The 21,270-nt window shown below is 67.3% G+C and carries 19 protein-coding genes and 2 pseudogenes; 11 read left to right on the plus strand and 10 right to left on the minus strand.

What is annotated here, in order from left to right; all coding sequences use genetic code 11:
- The first annotated feature begins 73 nt into the window (after positions 1 to 73).
- Together P3H15_RS36610 and P3H15_RS36615 are read left to right on the plus strand one after the other, a co-directional pair.
- A complete protein-coding gene (locus tag P3H15_RS36610) occupies positions 74 to 511 on the plus strand; it encodes a TIGR03618 family F420-dependent PPOX class oxidoreductase (RefSeq protein WP_276141721.1) in 438 nt (145 codons plus the stop codon).
- Between the two features lie 75 nt (positions 512 to 586).
- A complete protein-coding gene (locus tag P3H15_RS36615; protein WP_276141722.1) occupies positions 587 to 1,726 on the plus strand; it encodes a DUF418 domain-containing protein in 1,140 nt (379 codons plus the stop codon).
- Here the strand turns inward: P3H15_RS36615 and P3H15_RS36620 are convergent.
- The 5 genes from P3H15_RS36620 to P3H15_RS36640 all read right to left on the minus strand — a co-directional run bounded on the left by P3H15_RS36620 (position 1,695) and on the right by P3H15_RS36640 (position 6,132).
- The gene (locus P3H15_RS36620; RefSeq protein WP_346348815.1) at positions 1,695 to 2,042 is read right to left on the minus strand and encodes an ANTAR domain-containing protein; all 348 of its coding nucleotides are present in this window, start codon (positions 2,040 to 2,042) and stop codon (positions 1,695 to 1,697) included. The genes P3H15_RS36615 and P3H15_RS36620 overlap by 32 nt on opposite strands.
- A complete protein-coding gene (locus P3H15_RS36625) occupies positions 2,039 to 2,245 on the minus strand; it encodes a hypothetical protein (protein WP_206011392.1) in 207 nt (68 codons plus the stop codon). Before P3H15_RS36625 ends, P3H15_RS36620 begins: the two co-directional genes overlap by 4 nt.
- A gap of 218 nt (positions 2,246 to 2,463) precedes the next feature.
- Complete coding sequence (locus tag P3H15_RS36630) at positions 2,464 to 3,825, minus strand: metallopeptidase TldD-related protein (RefSeq protein WP_276141724.1); 1,362 nt, start codon at positions 3,823 to 3,825, stop codon at positions 2,464 to 2,466.
- A complete protein-coding gene (locus tag P3H15_RS36635; protein WP_276141725.1) occupies positions 3,822 to 5,342 on the minus strand; it encodes a TldD/PmbA family protein in 1,521 nt (506 codons plus the stop codon). Before P3H15_RS36635 ends, P3H15_RS36630 begins: the two co-directional genes overlap by 4 nt.
- A 22-nt stretch (positions 5,343 to 5,364) precedes the next feature.
- Positions 5,365 to 6,132 carry a TSUP family transporter gene (locus tag P3H15_RS36640; RefSeq protein WP_276141726.1) on the minus strand — a complete coding sequence of 256 codons (768 nt, stop codon included), beginning with the start codon at positions 6,130 to 6,132 and terminating at the stop codon, positions 5,365 to 5,367.
- A gap of 46 nt (positions 6,133 to 6,178) precedes the next feature.
- Between P3H15_RS36640 and P3H15_RS36645 the strand changes: the two genes are divergently transcribed.
- Complete coding sequence (locus P3H15_RS36645) at positions 6,179 to 7,342, plus strand: sensor histidine kinase (protein WP_276141727.1); 1,164 nt, start codon at positions 6,179 to 6,181, stop codon at positions 7,340 to 7,342.
- A gap of 194 nt (positions 7,343 to 7,536) precedes the next feature.
- Positions 7,537 to 8,505, plus strand: a complete 969-nt coding sequence (locus P3H15_RS36650) for a glycoside hydrolase family 43 protein (RefSeq protein WP_276141754.1) — start codon at positions 7,537 to 7,539, stop codon at positions 8,503 to 8,505.
- A 258-nt stretch (positions 8,506 to 8,763) separates the two neighbouring features.
- Here the strand turns inward: P3H15_RS36650 and P3H15_RS36655 are convergent, their stop codons facing one another.
- From P3H15_RS36655 to P3H15_RS36665, 3 genes are read right to left on the minus strand one after another with little or no spacing between them, the layout of a single operon-like run.
- Entirely contained in the window at positions 8,764 to 9,741 is a 978-nt protein-coding gene (locus tag P3H15_RS36655; protein WP_276141728.1) for a fumarylacetoacetate hydrolase family protein, read from the minus strand.
- On the minus strand, positions 9,738 to 10,520 hold the full coding sequence (locus P3H15_RS36660) for a cyclase family protein (RefSeq protein WP_276141729.1): 783 nt from the start codon (positions 10,518 to 10,520) through the stop codon (positions 9,738 to 9,740). Before P3H15_RS36660 ends, P3H15_RS36655 begins: the two co-directional genes overlap by 4 nt.
- 10 nt (positions 10,521 to 10,530) lie before the next feature.
- Positions 10,531 to 12,294, minus strand: a complete 1,764-nt coding sequence (locus tag P3H15_RS36665) for a CocE/NonD family hydrolase (protein ID WP_276141730.1) — start codon at positions 12,292 to 12,294, stop codon at positions 10,531 to 10,533.
- A gap of 92 nt (positions 12,295 to 12,386) precedes the next feature.
- Between P3H15_RS36665 and P3H15_RS36670 the strand changes: the two genes are divergently transcribed.
- The 3 genes from P3H15_RS36670 to P3H15_RS36680 all read left to right on the plus strand — a co-directional run bounded on the left by P3H15_RS36670 (position 12,387) and on the right by P3H15_RS36680 (position 15,576).
- The gene (locus P3H15_RS36670) at positions 12,387 to 12,998 is read left to right on the plus strand and encodes a TetR/AcrR family transcriptional regulator (RefSeq protein ID WP_276141731.1); all 612 of its coding nucleotides are present in this window, start codon (positions 12,387 to 12,389) and stop codon (positions 12,996 to 12,998) included.
- A 687-nt stretch (positions 12,999 to 13,685) separates the two neighbouring features.
- Positions 13,686 to 15,002 (plus strand): hemolysin family protein, encoded by a 1,317-nt coding sequence (locus P3H15_RS36675; protein WP_276141732.1) that lies wholly within the window; start codon positions 13,686 to 13,688, stop codon positions 15,000 to 15,002.
- Positions 15,003 to 15,075: 73 nt separating this feature from the next.
- A complete protein-coding gene (locus P3H15_RS36680; protein ID WP_276141755.1) occupies positions 15,076 to 15,576 on the plus strand; it encodes a hypothetical protein in 501 nt (166 codons plus the stop codon).
- 492 nt (positions 15,577 to 16,068) lie between these two features.
- On the opposite strand, the pseudogene P3H15_RS36685 reads toward P3H15_RS36680, so the two are convergent.
- Positions 16,069 to 16,399 (minus strand): annotated as a pseudogene (locus P3H15_RS36685) (hypothetical protein); the annotation flags it as partial.
- 708 nt (positions 16,400 to 17,107) lie between these two features.
- On the opposite strand from P3H15_RS36685, the gene P3H15_RS36690 reads away from it, so the two are divergent.
- Together P3H15_RS36690 and P3H15_RS36695 are read left to right on the plus strand one after the other, a co-directional pair.
- Complete coding sequence (locus P3H15_RS36690) at positions 17,108 to 17,779, plus strand: M23 family metallopeptidase (RefSeq protein WP_276141733.1); 672 nt, start codon at positions 17,108 to 17,110, stop codon at positions 17,777 to 17,779.
- 61 nt (positions 17,780 to 17,840) lie between these two features.
- A pseudogene (locus P3H15_RS36695) lies at positions 17,841 to 17,990 on the plus strand (ferritin-like domain-containing protein); the annotation flags it as partial.
- A gap of 46 nt (positions 17,991 to 18,036) precedes the next feature.
- Here P3H15_RS36695 and P3H15_RS36700 read toward each other — a convergent pair.
- Entirely contained in the window at positions 18,037 to 18,324 is a 288-nt protein-coding gene (locus tag P3H15_RS36700; protein ID WP_276141734.1) for a hypothetical protein, read from the minus strand.
- A 180-nt stretch (positions 18,325 to 18,504) separates the two neighbouring features.
- Between P3H15_RS36700 and P3H15_RS36705 the strand changes: the two genes are divergently transcribed.
- Complete coding sequence (locus P3H15_RS36705; protein WP_276141735.1) at positions 18,505 to 19,002, plus strand: hypothetical protein; 498 nt, start codon at positions 18,505 to 18,507, stop codon at positions 19,000 to 19,002.
- A gap of 38 nt (positions 19,003 to 19,040) precedes the next feature.
- Positions 19,041 to 21,107, plus strand: coding sequence for an FUSC family protein (locus P3H15_RS36710; protein WP_276141736.1), 2,067 nt, complete (start codon positions 19,041 to 19,043; stop codon positions 21,105 to 21,107).
- Positions 21,108 to 21,270: the final 163 nt, after the last annotated feature.

Raw genomic sequence — 21,270 nt, forward strand, 5'->3', positions numbered from 1 at the left:
TGACGTTGTGCCGTAGATGCGAACTGCAGGCAATGACGATCGATCAGAGCCGACCCCGCAGTAGTCTCGGTGGATGACGATTCTCGAGGACGCTGTTGCTCTGGCACGGGATGACAACGGCCTGGCGGTGGTCGCCACTTTGCGCGCGAACGGAACCATTCAGGCCTCGATGGTCAACGTCGGCCTGCTCGAGCACCCGGCCACAGGCGAACCGGTTCTGGGATTCGTGACCTACGGAAGGGTGAAGCTGAACAACCTGAGGTCTCGCCCTCAGATCGCCACCACCTTCCGGGACGGGTGGCAGTGGGCGACCGTCGAGGGAACCGCCGAGATAGCCGGTCCCGACGACCCCCAGCCGTGGCTCGACGACGAGAGATTGCGGCTTCTGCGTCGGGAGGTATTCGTCGCTGCCGGAGGCACGCACGAGGACTGGGACGAATACGACCGGGTGATGGCCGAGCAGGGTCGGGCGGTCGTATTCGTGCGGGTCGATCGGGTCTACAGCAACTGACAACCCACGAGGCACGAACCGCTCCGGCGAGCCTCACAACCATCGAGTTCCCACCGCTACGCTGCGCTCGACGTCATGCGCGGCGCGGCGATCCTGGGCACGCTCGCCACCAACATCTGGATCTTCACCAACGTCGAGGGACTCGTCGGATACATCAACGGCACCGGAAAGGCCACCGGCGGATGGGCTCCGGTGCAGGCGGTGCTGCAGCAATTCGCGCAGGGCAAGTTCCTCGGCCTGCTCACCGTCATGTTCGGCATCGGACTGGTCATCCAAAAGCGTTCCGCCCAGCGGCGCGGTCAACGGTGGCCGGGCGGATACCCGTGGCGCGCAGCGCTGCTGATGCTCGACGGAGCACTGCACTTCGTGCTGTTCACCGAATTCGACGTCCTGACCGGGTATGCCCTCACCGGACTGATCGTCGCCTTCGTCCTGACCACGGGCATCCGCGCGCAGCGAACGTGGATAGTGTGCGCGGTGGCCGTCCACGCGGCGATGCTCGCCCTCGTCGTCGCGGCCCTGTCCTCGGCGCCCGCGCGGGATCCGCAGTCGCTGTCGCCGAATCCCTATGCGGACGGCAGTTTCTGGGACCTCGTCGTCTTCCGCGCCGACAATCTGTTGCTGTTCCGGCTCGAGGTGCTGTTCATCCTGCCGCTGTCGATCGCGTTGTTCCTCGTCGGCGCGCACCTCTACGGTGCGCGCGTCCTCGACCCGGACCGTGGCGCGCTGCGGCGCCGCCTCATGATCGCCGGCCTGGCGATCGCCCTTCCACTCGACCTCGCGCTCGGACTGTTCGGTGGCGACGCGGGTCTGATCCTCGGCAGGTACGGGACCGCGCCGATCGTCGCGTTGGGGTTACTCGCGGCGATCGCGCACCGCTACGCCGACGGCCGCGCACCCGGCGTGCCCGGCCGGGCACTCTCGGGCGTCGGCCGCACCGCGCTCAGTTGCTATGTGCTGCAGAACATTCTGTGCTCGATCGTCTGCTACGGCTGGGGATTCGGCCTCGCGGCCCGAGTGGACGGCACCACCGTGGTTCCGGCGACGCTCGCACTGTTCGGCGCCGTCTCGGCGACCCTGATCGTCGTGTCGCGCCTGTGGTTGCGGCGATTCGATCGTGGGCCGCTCGAATGGCTCACGCATCGGGGCTACCAGCGGCTCACCCGGGCGGACCGGGAGGACGTCACCGCGCCAGCAGCGTCGTCCATTCCGTGAACTCGAGTGCGTAGGGCGGTGTCGGCGTCGTCACGGACGGGCACGGCTGTCGCCGAGTCGCCAATTCCACCAGCGATTTCGCTGCCCGCAGCACGCTGACGTGGTGATGGCGGGAGACGTCGAGCAATTCCTCGAACGCCTCGGCATCGCCGTATCCGCGGGTGGCGATGAGGATGCCCTTCGCGGTGGCGAGGACCTCGCGTCCGTCGGGGTGGCGGTGCGGAATCGAATGTGCAGGCGGTGCAGCCTCGAGGACGTCGTTCGACACTGGGATCTCCTGGATTGTGGTACTTCGCTGAATGCTCGGCGCGGTCATACCGCCGCCACCATCAGCGCCGTGGCGAGGACGACGATCAGTCCCCCCGTCGCGGCGGCGAGAACTGAACCGGTGATGATGCCTATGCCGGTGGCGCAGACGAGGCAGACGAACGTCGTCAGTGCCACGTCGGCGAGCGCGAACCGTCTCGTGACCTTGGTGTGGCCGTGGAGTGCTTCGCGGATGCGGGTATCGGAGTGCATGAAACCTCCTGTTCGGGCGTGCAAGGGACGGACTCGGCGCATGCGTCGGCCACGCGGCGATGCGGGAGGTTCGGTCCCGTTCTCTGGAGACCTGAATATGACATCCGCGGCGAAACGTCTCTGGAGTGAGCAATCTCATATGCGTGATGTCTGCAGCATTTATAACGGAAAGCTCACGGCCTGTCACCTAGACGAGCGTCCGCATAGAAATCGCGCCCTCACAGCGCCTTGCTGACCGAAGACATGTGGAAGTCCGGCACCCGCACCGACGGCATCGCGGTCCGGGTGAACCAGTCCTTCCACTCGCGGGGCAGGGTCCGCTCGGTGGCGCTGGTCTGCGTGACCCTCCGCAGCAGGTCGAGGGGGCTCTCGTTGAATCGGAAGTTGTTCACGGCGCCCGTGACCTTCCCGTTCTCGACGAGGTAGACGCCGTCCCGCGTCAATCCCGTGAGCAGCAGCGTGGCGGGGTCGACCTCCCGGATGTACCACAGGGTGGTCAGTAGCAGCCCGCGTTCGGTCTCGGTCACCATCTGGTCGAGCGTCACCGAACCGCCGGCGTCGAGGATCAGGTTGTCGCCGGGCACGGTCGCCTCGGCGCCGAACTCCTTCGCCGCCGACCGCGGGTACGCGAGCGCACCGACGGTGCCATCGCGGATCCAGTCGACCCGGCTCGCGTCCATCCCGTTGTCGAAGACGGACACCGACTCGGACGACGACCCGGCGATCACGAACGGCGCGTACTCCAGGCCGAGCGCGGCGGGATCGGAATAGAGGGTGAGGGGGAGTGCGCTGAGCTTCTCCCCGATGCGGGTGCCCCCGGGCGCCGACAGGGCCGAATGGCCCTCTTCGGCGGCCCTGCCCTCCATGGTCCACATGAGGTAGATCATGAGGTCCGCGACCGCGGACGGCGGCAGGATCGTCTCGTACCGGCCCGCGGGCAACTCCACCCGGTTACCGGCCCAGTCCAGGCGCGTCGACAGGTCCTCGAGCAACTTCACTCCGGCCACGTCGGTGAAGTCCTTGGTGCTGGTGCCCACCCAGGCGCTGGCGTCGCCGCGCTTGCCGTTGATCTCGACCGACCCGGTCGGCTGGACGAATCGGCGCCGGATTCCCGTCGACGTGCCCAGCCACGTGGTGTGCAGCTGATGATGCGCGAAACCGTAGAGTTGATCGTCGCCGTCGAAGCCCATGCGCAGATCCTGGGCGAGTTGTTCGAACGCGCCGATCTCGGTGCGCTGCGCCGAATCCTCCCAGTGCTCGTCGGTGCCGGTTCCGGTGAGCAGCGGCATCGCGTCGGAGGCGGGTGTGGCTGCGCGGGCCGAGATTTCGGCCGATCGGACCACTCCGTCGATGTCGGCGACGTCGACGGACGCGGAGGTGACGATCCCGACCCTGGCGTCCTGCCCGGAGCGGACGATCGAGATGACCGTCCAACTACGCGAGGTGGACACGCCGTTGGTGGTCATCGAGTTGCCCGCCCACCGCAGCGACGCCTCGCTGGCATCGGTGACGATCACGATGGTTTCGTCCACGGTGGCCCGGGCGAGGACCTGCTCGACGAGGTGCTGCGGTGCGATCATCGGCCGCCTTCCGTCCGAGTGTTCAGTACGTTGACGCCGCGGAAGCGTGCCGACGGGCAGCCGTGGCTGACGGCCGCGACCTGACCGGGTTGCGCCTTGCCGCAGTTGAATGCGCCGCCCAGCTGCCAGGTGGACCGGCCGCCGACGGCGTCCATCGAACCCCAGAAGTCGGTGGTGGTCGCCTGGTAGGCGACGTCGCGGAGTTGACCGTCGAGCTTCCCGCCGCGGATGCGGTAGAACCGCTGGCCGGTGAACTGGAAGTTGTAGCGCTGCATGTCGATCGACCAGGACTTGTCGCCCACCACGTAGATGCCGTCCTCCACCCCGGAGATCAGGTCCTCGGTGCTGCGGTCGCTGTCGGGATCGGGCTGCAACGACACGTTCGCCATCCGCTGGATCGGGACGTGGTGCGGCGAGTCGGCGTACGAGCAGCCGTTCGACCGCTCCAGCCCGAGCCGGGGCGCGAACGCCCGATCGAGTTGGTAGCCGACGAGAACCCCGTCGGCGACCAGGTCCCACGACAGCGTCTCGACACCGTCGTCGTCGTATCCGACTGTGGCGAGGCCGTGCCGCTCGGTCCGGTCGGCGGTCACCCGCATGATCGGTGTCCCGTAGCGGAGCGTGCCGAGCTTGTCTGGCGTGGCGAACGACGTGCCGGCGTAGGCGGCCTCGTAGCCGATGGCCCGGTCGTACTCGGTGGCGTGCCCGATGGACTCGTGGATCGTCAACCACAGGTTGGTCGGGTCGATCACCAGATCGGTGGGGCCGGCCACCACGCTGGGGGCCTTCACCTTCTCGGCGAGCAGGTCCGGGATGTGGGCGAGTTCGTCGGTCCAGTTCCACACCCCGTCTCCGGCGACGTATTCCCATCCGCGGCCGACGGGGGGAGCGAGGGTGCGCATCGTCTCGAACACACCTGCCGACTGGTCGACGGTGGTCGCTTCGAGTTGCGGATGCAACCGCACCCGCTGTTGCACGATGGAGGACCCGGCGAGATCGGCGTAGAACGTCTGCTCCTTCACCTGCAGGCATCCGGCGGTGACGTGGTCGACCCCGTCGGAGGCGAGCAGCCTGCGGGAGTATTCGCCCAGCAGCGAGATTTTCTCCGACGCGGGGATGTCGAACGGGTCGACGTCGTAGTCGGACACCCAGTGCACGTCCGAGTACACCGGCTCGTCCGCGAGTTCGACGTGTTCCCGGTTCAGCCCGCGCAGCGCCCGGGCGACGGCGACGGCCTGTTCCGCGGTGGCGGCGGCGGTCGCGGGGGTCAGCTCGGCATGCGAGGCGAAACCCCACGTGCCGTCGACGACGACCCGCACCGCGAACCCGAGTTCGTCCGTGTCCACCGCCGACTGCACCTCGCCGTCGCGGAGCCGCAGGGACTGGCTGGTCAGTCGATGTACCCGCAGGTCGGCGTGCGACGCACCCGCCGCACGGGCGGCGGCGAGCGCTGCGTCCGCCAGCGAACGCAGTGGAAGGGCAAGGAATTCCGGATCAACCTGTCGTGGAGCCGTCACCTGGACCACCGTAGTCGGTCGATCACCTGAATTGCTGCCAACCCAACCGGATCACCATCGCGATCACCACGATCAGCAGGGTGATCCGGACGAAACCGGCACCCTTGCTCAGCGCCATCCGTGAACCGGTGATCGCTCCGATCACGTTGCAGACCGCCATGCTCAAACCGAGCGCCCACAGCACGTGGCCGGTGGCGGCGAAGAACACCAGCGCTCCGAGATTCGATCCGAGATTGATCACCTTCGCCATCGCGGCGCTGCGCACGAATTCCGTGCCGAGGAACGTGGCGAAGCTGATGATGAGGAACGTCCCGGTGCCCGGCCCGAACAGGCCGTCGTAGAAACCGAGGAGCCCGGCGGAGAGCAGGACGACGGCGACGACCTTCCGCCGGGTCGGCGGATCCTTCGCCAGCGTGGTCCCGAGTTGCGGACGGATGGTCACGAACACGGCGACCCCGACGAGCACCGCCATGATGAGCGGGATGAAGACGTCCTTGTCGATGCGCGACACCGTCGCGGCGCCGAGCGCGGACGTCACCGCCGCGAGAACACCTGCGGGAACCAGCAGCCGCCAGTTCATGGGGATGCGGCGCGCGAACGTGACGACGGCGGCGGACGTGCCGGTGAACGCGGTGAGCTTGTTGGTGGCCAGTGCCGCCTGCGGCGTCAGCTGGGGTGCGACGAGAAACAGTGCGGGAATGAGGATCAGCCCGCCGCCGCCGACGACGGCGTCCACCCACCCGGCAGCCGTCGCGGCGGTGAGAAGAAGCGCCCAGTCACCCACATTCATGGTGCCGACTCAACCACACGCGCCGCGAGGTACTTACGCTGAGCACATGAGGAGGTTCAGTCTGTGGCTGCGGGGCAAGCCGACGGTTGCGGACTCGATGTTGGCGGCGATCCTGTTCACCCTCGAGGTGTTCGTGTTCACCGCGTCGGGCGACCGCTCGCCGTGGGTGCAGCTGGTGATGGGTTTCCTGCTGTGCCTGCCGATTGCGTGGCGCCGCAGGTATCCGCGGGCGGCGGCAGGTGCCGTGCTGGTGATGTCGATCACGATCACCTTCATCAGCTATTCCATCGGCGACCTCGACGCCGAGCACCCCGGCCTGCTGGCCCTCGCCGTCTCCCTCTACACGCTCGTCGCCTACGTCGACCGCCGCACCGCCGCGATCTACGCGGTGGGCCTGGTCGTCGACTCCGTACTGTCGATCTGGTTGCTGGAGCAGGAACTGCTGGCAGCCGGACTGTACTCGGTGCTCGTGTTCGCGCTGTCCTGGATCACCGCGGAATTCCTCGGCGCCCGTCGCGCCTACGACGAAGAGGTCGCGGCTCGCCTGGTCGTCGCGGACTACGACCGGGATCGACGCGCCGAGGACGCGGTGGCCGCCGAGCGGACCCGGATCGCCCGGGAACTGCACGACGTGGTCGCACACGCGGTGAGCGTGATGATCGTGCAGGCCGACGGTGCGTCCTACGCCCTGAAGAGCAACCCCGACATCGTGAAGCAGGCACTCACCAACATCGCGAGCACCGGGCGGGAGGCGCTGGCGGAACTGCGGCGCACCGTGTCGCTGCTCCGCACCGAACCGGCGACCGACGACATGCCCCAGCACGGCACGGCCGGTCTCGCCCGGGTGGTCGACATGATGCGCAGCGCCGGCCTGCCCGTGGAACTCGAGCTGACGGGGGAGTTGGACGACATCAGCCCGGCGGTCAGCCTCGGCGTCCACCGGCTGGTTCAGGAATCGCTGACCAACGTCCTCCGGCACGCCGGGGAACGCCCGCGTGCCAAGGTTCGGGTGCGGCGCCGCGAGACGGACGTCCTCGTCGAGATCACCGACAACGGCAACTCGTCCGGACAGTTCTCGCTCGGATCGGGCAACGGACTGCTCGGGATGCGGGAGCGGGTCGCCGTCTTGCACGGCACACTCGAGGCGGGACGGCAGACCGACGGAAGTTGGCGGGTCACCGCGGAACTGCCACTTCAGCTGGAGGACTGAGCGGCCCGAACTCTCAGGCGACTTGCTGTTCTCGGAGCGAGCGTCTTTCCGGCGACTCGCCGCCGCCACGACCAGGCCCGCCGCGACCACACGACGATCGCGAAGGCCTCACGGCAAACGGCCCGAACCCTGCCATCGGAATCCGGGTCGAAGTTACGCATGGTGCGCCCGCAGTCGTGGATACTGCACCGGTGATGCTGACCAAACGGACCTGTCTTTCGGCCATGTCGATGGTGATTCTCGCTGTCGCGGCCATGCTGGTCGCGGCCCCGGGGAACAGCGCCGCCGAACCGTCGGCCCGGCGATACACGATGGTGGCGTTCAGTAACGTCAGCGACCGCGACATGGATGTATACGAGTCGGGGGACGGCACGGGGTTCGAACCCCTACGACTGTCGTCGTTTCGGCCCCCGTCAGGGCTCGTGCGTGACCCGAGCATCTTCCGGAACACAGACGGGTTGTATTACGTCACCTACACAACAGGCGGCGGCGCGAATATCGGCTTCGCACGCAGCAGTGACCGCATCAACTGGACACCCCTGGGGAACTATCCGGTTCCGTTCTGCTGCGCCTTCATGCCAGGCACCGGGGATGGCACCGGTTTCGCGAGCCCACCGGGCTTCTCGGGGTCGGCCGGGTTCAAGGACGGACCGTCGCTGTCGCCATTCGTCACCAAAGCCTGGGCGCCCGAATGGTTCGTGGACGGCGACCGCGTCAACGTCATCCTGTCCCTGTCGACCGGTGGAGGATTCGTGCCGTATCTGATGACGGCGCTGGAACCATCGCTCAGGTTGTGGAGCCCGCCTGTTCCACTCGCCGGGATCGGCGCGGACCACATCGACACCACGGTGGTGAAGGTGGGATCGACCTATCATGCGTTTACCAAGAACGAGACAAGGAAGGTCGTCGAGCATGCGGTCGCGTCGTCGGTGACGGGGCCCTATTCATTCGTCCCGCCTGGCGATTGGGGCTCGCTGGTGGAGGGCCCGGCTGTGGTTCAGTTGCCGAACGGCACCTGGCGGATATACCTCGACGCCTATACGGAAGGTAAATATCTCTATTCAGACAGCACGGATGGACTGCGCACGTGGTCGCCCGTGCACGAGCTTCCGGGGCTTTCCGGGACGGCGCGCCATTTCGGCGTGATGGCAGAGCCGGCATGACGACGACTCGGTGACGGTCGTGTCGTCAGCACACGGTGGAGTCCGATCGGACGGAGAACGACGGAGGACGATCGCCGCACGCAACACGGCGGGGGACAGGCGGTGTCGCTGTCCCATGCGGGCGGCCGGCGACGCGTGGGTGCCGGCGTCCAGGTCCTTGCGCCGGGTGCGGCTCGTCGGTCTCCACGACCGTTCCGCTACCGGCGCGGTGCCTGGCTGTTGCGGACCTCGGTACGAAACAGCCAGGTCGCGTCAGGTTCATCGTTGCGCGGTCTCTCCGCGGTGGTTGTGACCGAATGGAGCAGTGGTCGAGCGGTGACGGCGCGCTGGTGGTACCGCGTGGAGGGGTGGTCCGGCGACCACGGTGTTATGAATGGTGCCGATTCCCTCCACGGTCACGGTGACGGTGTCACCGATTCGCAGCGGTGGTGGTTGCTGTTCACCGTTCCGTCCCCAGAATTCGGCGAGGCAGCCACCCCCGCAGGTTCCGGAGCCGAGCACGTCCCCGGGCCGCACCCACGTGCCTCGGCTGGCGTAAGAAATCAACTCGGCGAAGGTCCACGCCATGTTCGCGAGGGTGTCGCCGCCGATCCGGGTGCCGTCGACCGACACCTCCATGCCGAGGTCGAAGCGACCGTCGGCCTCGTAGTCGACGAACTCGTCCACGGTGACCAGCAGCGGACCGAGGGTGGTGGCGGTGTCCTTGGCCTTCACCGCTCCCAGGCCCACCCGCATCTCACGACCCTGCAGATCGCGGGCGGACCAGTCGTTGAGGATGGTGAACCCGGCAACATGATCGAAGGCCTCGTCGACGCTGAGGTTGAAACCGGCTTTGCCGATCACGACCGCGACTTCCAATTCGAAGTCGAACACGTCGCAGCCCGGGGGAACCGGAACCGTGGCGCCCGAACCGATCGCCGCGTGCGGATTGGAGAAGTAGAAGGCCGGCGCTTCGTACCAGGCGTCCGGGATCGCGTTCGCACCCGTGACCGCCCGCAGGGAGCCGGCCGTGTGCTGCTCGAACGTGATGAAGTCGCGGATACTGGCGACCGGAAACGGCACCGCCACAGGACCTTCCGTGGACCATCGTAGCGATCGGCCGTCCATCGCCTGCTCGGGATCGCCGGTTGCGAGCATCTCGAACAGGTCGACGGAGCGAGTCAGCAGGTCGATACGATCGTCGTCGACGACGCCGTAGCGTTGGACACCGTCGACGAACAGCGAACCGATTTTCATGCCGGCTCCTCGTCGAATATCGCCACGGCGCGGGTCCAGCCGGCCGACGCCTGGTGGATCTTCACGGGGAAGCACGCCACCTGGAAACCCGACGAGGGAATCGATTCGAGGTTGCCGAGCTTCTCGATGTGGCAGTAGCCGATCTCGCGGCCGGCGCGGTGGCCCTCCCAGATGATGGCGGCGTCGCCGGTTTCGGCGTACCGCTGGGCGGTGTGGACGAACGGTGCGTCCCAGCTCCAGGCGTCGATGCCGGTCACCCGCACGCCCTGCCGCAGCAGGTGCAGGGTGGCGTCGCGGCCCATGCCGCAGCCGGTGCTCAGGTAGTCGTCGTGGCCGTACCGGGCGCCGGCGCTCGTGTTGACGAGGACGATGTCGAACGGCGCCAGGGCGAATCCGATCCGGTCCAGTTCGCGGTCGAGGTCGTCGGGGGCGACGACATAGCCGTCGTCGAAGTGCCGGAAGTCGAGTTTGACGCCGCGTCCGAAGCACCACTCGAGCGGAACCTCGTCGATGGTGATCGCTCGTTTGCCACCGTCCATGGTGGACGCGTAGTGGTAGGGAGCGTCGAGGTGGGTGCCGTTGTGGGTGGACACTCGGACCCGTTCGACGGCATATCCTTCGCCGCCGGGCAGATCCTCGACCCGGGCACCGGGGAAGAACTGCAGCAGCTCACCGCGGGTGTGTTCGTGATCCAGATAGTCGATCTCCGGCAGATGTCCGGGCGGGTCGGAGGGGATACCTGCCTGTAGTGACACGGACAGGTCGACGATTCGTCGCATGATTCACGCCTTACTTCGGGGTCGGGATGACGGGGAGGAGCAGGGAGGTGCCGGAGTCCGGGCCGGTGTGCACGGTCGTGGTGCCGTCGAAGATGCCGTCGGGCCGGTCGTCCGGGTCGTCGTGCGGAGTCAATCCGTTGCCGCGCATCTCGATGCCGTAGATCACCGGCCACGGTCCGTCGCCGGGCATTGCGAAATCGCGGCCGGCGAGCGTGACGCCGAGCCGGTAGCCGGTGGGAACGACGAGGGAGGTAGGCCAGATCTCGACGTCCAGATCGACAGCCTCGCCGGGCGTGAGCGGCTGCTTGCTCGAATGCCGGTGCCACGGGCGGTGCGGCAGACTGGCGTGCTCGTCCAACTCGCGGTGGGAGGCACGCAGCCAGCCCACACCGAGCACACCGTGGGGGTCGATCGCGTCCACCAGCGACATCTCGTTCCCGTCGGGGTCCTGCACCCGCAGGGTGACGATCAGGTCGGCGTCGGTGGTCGAGGAGGCGAGGCGTACCCGGGCGGAGGCGGGTCCGGTGATCTCCATCGGCTCGGTCAGCGGTTCGGTCCAGAAGTCGAGCCCGGGCCCCAGCGCGGCGAATTCGGCGGTGTCCTCGGCGGGTGCTTCGGTCGGGCTCATCGTCTCGGACGCGGCGTCGAGGTAGAACCGCGTCCACCGCGTACGGGCCAGCGGCCATTCCTGTTCGTCGCGGCCTTCGAACGAGCCGTCGAGGTGCCGCACGTTCAGCCGCACCGGGGGCTGGTCCTCCCACCCGGTCGCCTCGTCCTTGAGGAAGTGGCCGAAGAACCGCTTCTGCAGGTCGACGCCGTAGTCCGTGTAGAACTCCGCGTAGTGCTCGTGGCCGTGCACCTCGAGCCACTTCTGCGATGAGGAGACCTGGGCGTAGGCGTCGAAATTGCCGCGGGTGTGCAGCCGGTGCGCCCAGTTCGCCGCCGACAACACGGGTACCTCGATCCGCGTCAGATCCGGGGTGCGTGCCCGGCTGAACTCGTCGAGCAACTCCCGGCGCTTCGCTTCCCCGATCGTGTCGACCCGGTTCGCCGCGAGTTCGTCGTCGGTCAGCGTCGGCGGTCCGGCGACCAACTCACCGTTGTTGGGGTTGCGTCTGCCGCGGTCGCCGACCCCGTGTTGGACCGTGAAGATCTGGTGTTCCTGCCAGGCCTGGCCGAACCGCGTCAGGATTCCGCCGTGCCGGTTGAGGTCTCGGTAGAAGTCGGTGAATCCCTCCCACGGACACATCGCCGTCAGGTGCGGTGGCCGCAGCGCCGCGACCGACCACTGGTTGGCCGCATAGTAGGAGATCCCGAGCAGGCCCACCCGGCCGTTCGACCCGCCTCGGGTGCCCGCCCACTCGATCGCCTCGTAGTAGTCGCGGGCCTCCTGCTCGCCGAGCATGTCCAGCAGCCCGGCCGAGCGGCCCGCGCCCCGGGAGTCGACGCGGATGCAGATGTATCCGTCCGGCACCCACTTCTCCGGGTCGACCGTTTCCCATACCTGGTAGCGGTTGCTCGACCCGGCCGCCGCATCGGGATGCGCGCTGATCAGCTGCTGCCACATCGGCCCGAAACCTTCCTGGAACGCCAGGCCCTTTCCGTACGGACCGAGCGTCATCAGCACCGGATACGCACCGTCGTCGTCCGGCCGGAATACGTCGGCCCGCAGGATCGTGCCGTCCGACATCGGCACGGGTACGTCCCAGTCGATGCGCATCCCGTCCGCCGTCTCGGTGCGTTCGGTGATCTCCGCGCTGGTTTGCGATGTCATGACTGCCCACCTTCTTAAGTCTAGAAACTTGCATTAACAGTATGAGCTGAGTCACGTCATAAAAGCAAGGGACTTGCGTTAAGGTGGGGGTCATGAGTGATCAAGGCGCCCAGCGTCGACCCGGTGGCCGTTCCGCCCGCGTTCGCCGCGCAGTCCTCGATGCCGCTCTCGACGTACTGCACGAGCAAGGCATGGAGGGGTTGGCGGTCGCAGAGGTCGCGTCCCGGGCCGGCGTGCACGAGACGTCGATCTACCGTCGATGGGGCACGCGGGAGAACCTGATGATCGAGGCTCTGCTCGACGAAGCCGAGGAATGGGGTCAGGTACCCGACACCGGATCGCTGCGCGACGACCTGATCGCCTACGCCGGTAGACTTTTGGCGTATCTGTCCAGCCCGGTCGGCTCGACCTTCGACCGGGCGCTGGCCGCGTCCGGCGACGACCCGGCCGCCGCCGAAGCGCGTAACCGGTACTGGGAGGCACGCTTCGCGCGGTCGGGTGAGATCGTGCGGCGGGCGATCGCACGGGGTGAACTGCCGGACGTCACCGATGTTCGACTGGTCATCGAAATGCTGGTCGCCCCACTGCACTTCAAGGTCTTGCTCACCCGTGAACCTCTCGATCCGGATCTCCCCGAACGCATAGTCGACTCACTCCTGCACGGCCTCGTCGGACGCGGCAACTCTGGCACCGCGACGGGCTGATGTACACCCACCGACGGCGGTGCTGCTGCTGTCCGCGCTGGGTCTGCTGGCCTCCGGTGTCGCGGTGACCACCGCACTGGAGAGGTCGCTGACCTCGCGTATCGATCACCAATTGCACACGGCGGCACTGGGTTGGGCGGATCCACGCTCCGAACCGCAGCCACGTCCGGCGCAACTGGGACCGGGGCGCCCGCCCACCGGGTCGGTCGACGCGCTCAGGCCGTCGGGTTCGGTGATCGCTAGGAGAGGGCGCGAAGCACGGTCGCGGGAATTTCGCTAACAGGAGTGTCGCTGGAGCAGGAGCCGGATCGGATCGGCGCACGCCCCTGCCGTGGGCGGCGGAGAGGTGCGGGATTGGCGGAGATGGAGGGCATCCTCCATGCGCATGCGGCGCGCGAGGAGGCGGTGGCGCGTTGGGGCAGGTCGTGCCGTGACAGTAGTAGCACCGCAGGTGGCTTTGTTGTCGACGCCGCAAGAATCATTCGCACAAACTTGATCGAGCGAGTCCAGTTTAGTTTGTAGCGGGTTTGTGCGGGCTGCAGCCTCGTCAACCCCACGCGGGCACGGTGTCCGATTTGTCCGTTTATGCCGTAGGCTGAAGGCCACCGCCGATCGAGGACTCCGCATCAGGAGAAGGGATATGGGCCACCGTCACAGACCCGGGCCGCGTCGATTCGGGCGGCCGCGATGAACACCACGGTGGCCAATATCGGTCTGGTGCTGCTCTTCGTGCTGGTCGGTGGCGTGTTCGCCGCCACCGAGATCGCCTTGGTGTCGCTGCGTGAGGGCCAGCTCCGCAACCTGGAGCGGCGGGGGGTGCGCGGGGTTCGCACCGCCGCCCTGGCCCGGGACCCGAACCGGTTTCTCTCGGCGGTGCAGATCGGGGTGACTGTGGCGGGGTTTCTGTCCGCCGCTTACGGTGCCTCCACCATCGCACCGGCTCTGGTGCCTGCCCTGGAATCCTGGGGGCTGCCGCACGGGGTCGCCGCGACGGCCTCGCTGGTTTCCACCACCCTGGTGATCGCCTACCTGTCCCTGATCCTGGGCGAGCTCGTGCCCAAAAGGGTTGCGCTGCAGCGCGCCACCGAGGTCTCTTTGCTGACGGCTCCGCCCCTGGATCGGTTCGCCGCCGTGATGCGTCCGGTTATCTGGCTGCTGTCGGTGTCCACCGACGCGCTGGTGCGGATCTTCGGTGGGGATCCGGCAGCGAAGGGTGAGGCCATCACCCACGAGGAGCTGCGTGATCTTCTCGTTGGGCACGCCGCGCTCGCCGATGGTGAACGCCGCATCCTGGCCGAGGTTTTCGACGCCGGGCAACGCTCCCTCGTGGAGGTGATGCGGCCGCGCACCGATGTCGATTTCCTGCCCGGAGGCACCTCGCTCGCTATGGCGCGGCAGTTGGCATTGGAGCGTGGTCACTCCCGGTATCCCGTGACGGGCTCCTCGTTCGACGAGGTCGTCGGATTCGTTCATCTGCGTGATCTGCTCCTCGCCGACGAACACGTGGTGACCACGGTGGCGGAGGTGAGTAGACCGGTCCTGCAGCTTCCCGCGTCCAAGCCGGCGTTGGCGGCCTTGGCGGAGATGCGTCGCGACAATCTCCAGATCGCGATCGTCGTCGACGAATACGGCGGGACCGCGGGCATCGTCACGCTCGAGGACATCGTCGAGGAGGTGGTCGGGGAGATCGGGGACGAATTCGACGCCCGACACACCCCGGACGCCCCGTCGCGGCGTCCGCGGAGCGTGGATGGTCTGTTGATCACCGAGGACTTCGAGCGGGACACCGGGATCGCGGTGCCCGACGGCCCGTACGAAACGGTGGCGGGGTTCGTGCTGCACCGGCTCGAACGTCTGCCACAACTCGGCGACACCATCACCGTCGACGGCGCCGAACTCACCGTCAGTGCTCTCGACGGGCGTCGCATCTCCCGCCTGCGCATCACCGTCCCCTGGCCGGTTCCACCCGCACCGGAGGCCGGGACCACGCCGCAGCGACGATGACTCCGGTCTGGGGTAGGCCTTCGGGGGTACGGGGTACGGGGGTGCATTGTGCGGTGTGCACTCGGATGCATCCATGTTCGTCAGGCGCAGTTCCTGCAGATCCGCCGCGCGGGTCGGCGAGGCGGCTGCGGCGGTGGACGAGGATTCAACTGGTGCAGGTGAATTCGTCGGCCTACTCGGGGAGGCCGCGGGCGATGAGTTCGTCGCCGGACAGGTCGGCGCCGGGAGTTCGAAGGATTGGGCGGTGTCGGCGGCGAGGAGGACGTCGAGCCGGACCGGTGTGCTGGTGGTGGCCGGTCGGTGGTTGGGGATGGTGCATGTAACGCCGCGCCGTGTGAAGCAGATCACACATATGCGTGGGTGCTGGACCGTCCACGCGGCCGCCGCGGTGGCGATCCGATACCCGAGTGACGAAGGCAGATTTCTCATGGCGATACCCTCGACCCCGACGATTCCCGTGCCCACATCCCGGACGTGGCGGCGGCCCGGTGCGATGAGCACCGCCGAGATCAAGGCGCGGATCGAGGCCATGTATGCCGACGATCGCCGACCGAACACTCCGACCCCTCGCTGACGCATCGCCGGTCGAGTACGGAACGGGGCCGGAGTAGGCGGCGGCCGCTCGTCTGTTGCTCGCGGTGATCAAACGGGGCCATAGCCTGGTTGCGGTCTCCGACTACGACCGCGGTCGCTCGCTGTATCTCAATCCTGCAGGGATGGCGCTGATGGGTTTGGCGGACGGGCCCGCGGTCGGGGGCGTGGGGCGCCGCACGCGATCCACTCGCGTATCTGCGCTGCCGAGATATGAGCAAATGTGACCGGTGCCGAACGGGTGGCGCGCGAGACGCCGGTCTGCCCGGCGTTGCGGGGAAGTCCAGCCCCGCTCACGGTCGCCGAGACGTGTGTCAGTCGTCGGATTCGGTCTTCTGCTCGTCCCGAACGAGCCCCAGGGCGGCCGACGACGGAGAAGACGGAGGCGGTGGCGGCGGCGAAGACATCGTCGGCTGCCTGTGCTCCATTCGTACTTGTCGCACTGTTCGTTGTCCAGCGTTCGCTTGGCTGTTCCTCTTGCCGGTGGAGAGGGCTGTCGGGCTCGGTCCTTGTCGGGGTGCCACGTCGCGACGGCCCAGATTGCGACGGCGTTGAGAGCGATGATCGTCATCGCCCACATGGGGTGGTAGGGCAACCGGAGGAAGTTGACGAGGATCGAGACCGCACACACCACCATGGCGCCCCCTCTCGCCCCGGTGGTACCGGTGAACAGGGCGATTCCGCGGCGGTGACGGTCGCGCCGAGAATCAGGTGGGTCTATCCCCACGCGGTGAGGTCGAATTGGTAGGTGTAGTCGATTCCGGTGGCGAGCAGGACGGCCCACCCCTAGCGGACCCTTGCGCCACATCGCGCCTGACCAGAGATTCCTCGACCGTTTCCCTTCCCGGGCAACGCGTGTACTCGGCGTGCGCGAGGACAACGGTGAGGTGATGCTGACGCGCAGGAACGCGCCGGCTCTGCGGTTGACCAAGGAATCGGTGAGCCGTGCGGAGTTGAGCACTCTCGGTGTGGTGGGGCAGCTCTTCGCCGCGTCCTTGGATGAGGCGGCGCTCGACCGGGTCTCTACCCGGCGGGCTGTGGCGTTGCCGTGGACCGGGTCGCTGCGGGCGAGATGCGCTACGCGCACCTCGGTTGCTTCTGCGACGCCCTCGTAAGGGGGGGGGTGTCTGTGGTTCTCGTCACATTTGACGAGGCGGCGGCGTGCCTGCTTGCGTACGGCAGTGAAGTCGCCCGTGTCAGGTTGCGGGGGTGTTATCGCGCGATCCCCGCGCTTCTGGGCCAGTCCCGCAAATGTCGAGGTCGCCACCGGTTTCCCGGCTCTGCGGGCCCTGCTCGGCGGGGCGTCCGGGCCGGCGATCCTGTCTGTCGTTATCCATCCGTGATGACTGCTGTAAGCCTCTGACGTTGACATACTTCGACCAAGATCATTTTTAAGTATCGATTAGGTAACGATTGCGCGGCCGATACCGTTTTGTTACTTTCCAACTCGACGGGGGTCCGAGATCGCGCCTCTCGAGAGCGCGGGCCAGCCAACGAAGACGAGGTAAGGCACTGTGGCGAAACACCGCAGGACGGCAAATCGTTCAAATTTCATCACCAGCCGCGTGAAGATCGCGACCGTCGCCGTGGCGACCGGCGCCATCCTGATCGGCGGCGCCCAGTTCGGCACCGGGTCCGCGGCCGCCCGCCCGCTCGAGATCCCGCCTGGCCTGCTGCCGGCCGGTGTTCAGCTACCCGCGATCGAACTGCCCGACATCCCGGCCGCCCCGCCCGCGCCCGGCATGCCCGGGCAGGCCAACCCGGGCAGCCCCGCTCCGCTCAAGGTCCGCGCCGTGCAGCCGGTGTCCGGGACGCTGTCCTCCGGCTACGGCCCCCGCTGGGGTGCGCACCACGGCGGCATCGACATCGCGGCCCCGATCGGCACGCCGATCCAGTCCGCGGCCGACGGTGAGGTCATCTCCGCGGGCCCGGCCTCCGGGTTCGGGCTGTGGGTGCGAGTACGCCACGACGACGGCGACGTCAGCGTCTACGGCCACATCAACGAGTTCGTCGTCAACGTCGGCCAGCGGGTCGCGGCGGGTCAGCAGATCGCCACCGTCGGCAACCGTGGTCAGTCGACCGGTCCGCACCTGCACTTCGAGGTCTCGGACGCGGGCGGCAACCGGCTCAACCCGAGCCAGTGGCTGCGCGACCGCGGCGTCTCGGTGACCTGGGGAGCCGACTAACACTCGCCCCGGCGGTAGTCAGTTCAAAACGGCGCCGCCGCGCCGTTGCCACGCCGCGCCAGTCTCTTTCGACAACTCCGACGTGCCGCGGCTGGCGCGGCACGTCCACAAGCTGTCGGTGGAAGAGCGCAATCACGCCATGATGGTCGTTCAGTACTTCCTCGACCGCGACTTCTCCGTCGAACTCAGCGGAGTCGATGCGGGCAAGAGCACGCCGCGGGACATCACGCCAATCGGCAGGGGGTACCGTGCGGCGATCACGATGGGCCCTCCGCGGTGCGGGATCGGGGTACGAGCTCGAACCAGGCGCTGATCCCACCGTGCAGATGTGGATCCGGATAACTGAGGGCGAGGCCCTGCTGCTCGAAGGCGGCGAACCATTCCGTCCAGGAGATGTGTTCGAGACCGGAGTCGACTCCGTGGATGTCGATTCGGAGGACGTCGCCGACTGCGGTGTGGGGGACCCGGGCAGGGGCGCCGTGATGGGCTTGCGTCCACTGACGAATTTCCTCGTGGTCGGTGGTGAGATGCGTGTGAGTGGTCATGACATCGATCCTGCCGTGTCGCTGTAGGTGTCCTCGCGGCTCGGTCACGGCGTGAGTGCGATGATCACGGGGTCAATCGCCACCGCAAGGGCACCGGTGTGGGTGCACTGGGGGCATACCCGCCGCGGCCGGGACCAATCATGACCGACCGCCGGATCGCGGCACGATGCTGGGTCGGCAGTGGCACGCCAAGGGGAGGGCTCGTGGACGGTCGTCGAGGCGGACTACTGGTACGGGCTGGAACCTGCGGTGCGGCAGGCGGAGGCGGCCGCAACATGTTGCGCTGAAAGCAATGTGGGGTGTGTGCTGACCGGGGATGTGGCGGTGGATGTATATGCGCCGTGGCGGTTGCCTGCGGTGGGCGGGTTGTACATCCGCGGGCTGTTGGACTACACGGTGGCCGGCTTCACGCCGACCACCGATGCGAAGTACACGTTGGTGGTGACGGTGCCGCAGGACCCGACCGTGTGGCGCACCGCGGCGGCGGCACAACCGACCGGGCGGGTCGATCCGATCATCGCGCTACACGAAGTACTCGGCAGCCCGGATGCGGCGGAGGCCGCCGAGCACCTGCGCAGAGCGATCCTGGATGGAACCTGGCGTGGATCCCTCCGATCTGCCGACCGACCAACGCCCTACCTCCCCTTTGTCCGCCCGCCCCGCCACGACACAGTGTGATGACGGATGCGGGGGTGCCGAAGGCGCACAATCGGTGAATGGCTTTTCGGTTCGTACAGGAGACAGTCCGTTTTCTCGCGGTCTCCGATCCCGGCAGGCTGCGGCTCCGGGCCGCAACTGCCACGACGATCACCGTCGTGCTCGCGATGGTGGTGCTGCTGCCGGGCTTCAACGCGATCGGCCAGCCACTCACCGTCGCGCTGCTCGGGACGGTCGTCGCGATGCAGTCCTCGGCGGCGGTCAAGGACAGGGATCAGCACGGCAGGGTGATCACGACACTGCTGCTCGTGTTCCCCGCAATCGCAGCGGTGTCGATGTCCGCCGTGCTGTCGCAGTTCGGGAAGGTCGCCGATGTGGGCTTCATCGCGGTGCTCTTCGCGGCCGTCTGGGTGCGGCGCTACGGCCCGCGAGGGACGGCGCTCGGGATGGTTGCGTTCATCTGCTACTTCTTCGCGCTGTTCCTTCGGGCGGAGCCTGGGCAGATTCCCGTCCTCGCCGTGTCGATCGTCGCCGGCGTGGGTATCTCGCTCCTCGTCCGTACGGTGATCGTGCCGGACCGGCCCGGGCTCGAAGTCACACGGTTGGTTCGGGCGCTGCGGGCCGCGTCGATCGACGTGCTGGAGGTGGCGTCGCGCAGGGGTGATCGGAATCTCGATCTGCTCCGCAAGAAGCTCGACCGGCTCGGAAGTACCGCGCTGATGATCGACGACTGGCTCGACCGCAACGATGCAGCCCAGCTCCTGAGCGTCACCAACGATGATCTGTCCGTTCGTATCTTCGACGCGCAGATCGCGACCGAACAACTCGTCAGCGCGCTGTGGGCGCTCGACCCGAACAAGTCGTGGCCGAATGCGCTGGGGCAGGCGACCACGGCGCTGGGTTCGTGCCTGCAGAACAATCCGTCGGACGACCAACTCCGCGCCGCCCGACGCCTCGCCGCCGCGGCCGCAGACAAGTCCGATCCATCGACACCGGAGGGAATCGCGACCGCCCTCGCGATGCGGGCAGTGCGGGCACACATCGCGATCCATCACATCACCCACAATGCCCTGCGAACAGAATCGGGGCCGAGGACGAAGCCGGACGAGGCCGACGAGGCGGACACCGGATGGAATCCGAGCACCAAAGCCGCGATCCAGGTAGCCGTCGCGACCAGCGCTGCAACGATTCTCGGTGAGCTGATCTCGCCCGACCGCTGGTATTGGGCGGTCCTGACGGCGTTCCTCGTCTTCACCGGAGCGTCGACCCGCGGTGAGATTCTCTCGCGCGCAGGCCACCGCGTCGTCGGCACCATCGCGGGAGTTCTTGCAGGAGTGTTGTTGTCCGCGTTGGTCGGAAACAACCAGCCAGTGCAGCTGCTCCTGCTCGTTGTCTGCGTCTTCTTCGCGTTCTACCTCGTCACGGTTGCCTACGCATTGCTGTCCTTCTTCGTCACCGTCATGCTCGCGATGCTGTACGGGCTGCTCGGCACGTTCAGCATCGAGGTACTCGAACTGCGCATCTACGAAACGGCGGCCGGGGGAATCGTCGGAATAGCGGCGGCGTGCTTCATCTTCTCCACCGGAACGCGATCGACGCTGATCTCGAAGATCGACGACTACCTCGATCAGATGACTGCCATCATCGACACCGCTATCGGAGCCGTCGCCCATCCAGGCCGCGAATCTGACCTCGTCGCCGACATCCGGAAGCTGGACAACGCGCTGAAGGATCTTGTCACGGCGGGCAAACCCCTGGAAATGGGGCCGACGACGCGGACCCGTCGGGGAGCGAAACGGTTGTTGCGGATCATGACGGCCGGTAGTCGGTCGTCTCATGCACTCGCCCGGGCAGGGGTCAGCGCCTCTCGCGGCGAACCGGACAGCGGGCCGTCGCAGGGGACCGCGACGGCATTGCGCCAAGCAGCCGACGTCACCCAGGCAACCGTCGCCGACGTCAAACGCGCACTCTCCGGCGAGCACGTAGAGCCTCCAGAGAAACTCACCGAAACGTCGGCACTCGACGTCATGCTGCAGTCGACGACCACACCCGGGCCGGTTCGCAGTGCCGTCCGCTCGCTCAGCACCCTCAACCGCACGATGGGGGAGGCATTGACGCGTGTCTGACGGCGTCGTGCATACCCCCTCCGAAGCACAGACCATGCCGTCGAAGGGGGCGGCGGCGGCTTGGATCGCGCGCCTCACCCCTCGCGGACCGATGACCGTGACGGTATGCGGTTGCCTCGGTGGGTGGATGTCGGCTACCGACGACCGCCGGGCCTGAGTCGCC

Source organism: Rhodococcus sp. T2V, assembly GCF_029269925.1.
GTDB lineage: Bacteria > Actinomycetota > Actinomycetes > Mycobacteriales > Mycobacteriaceae > Rhodococcus_F > Rhodococcus_F koreensis.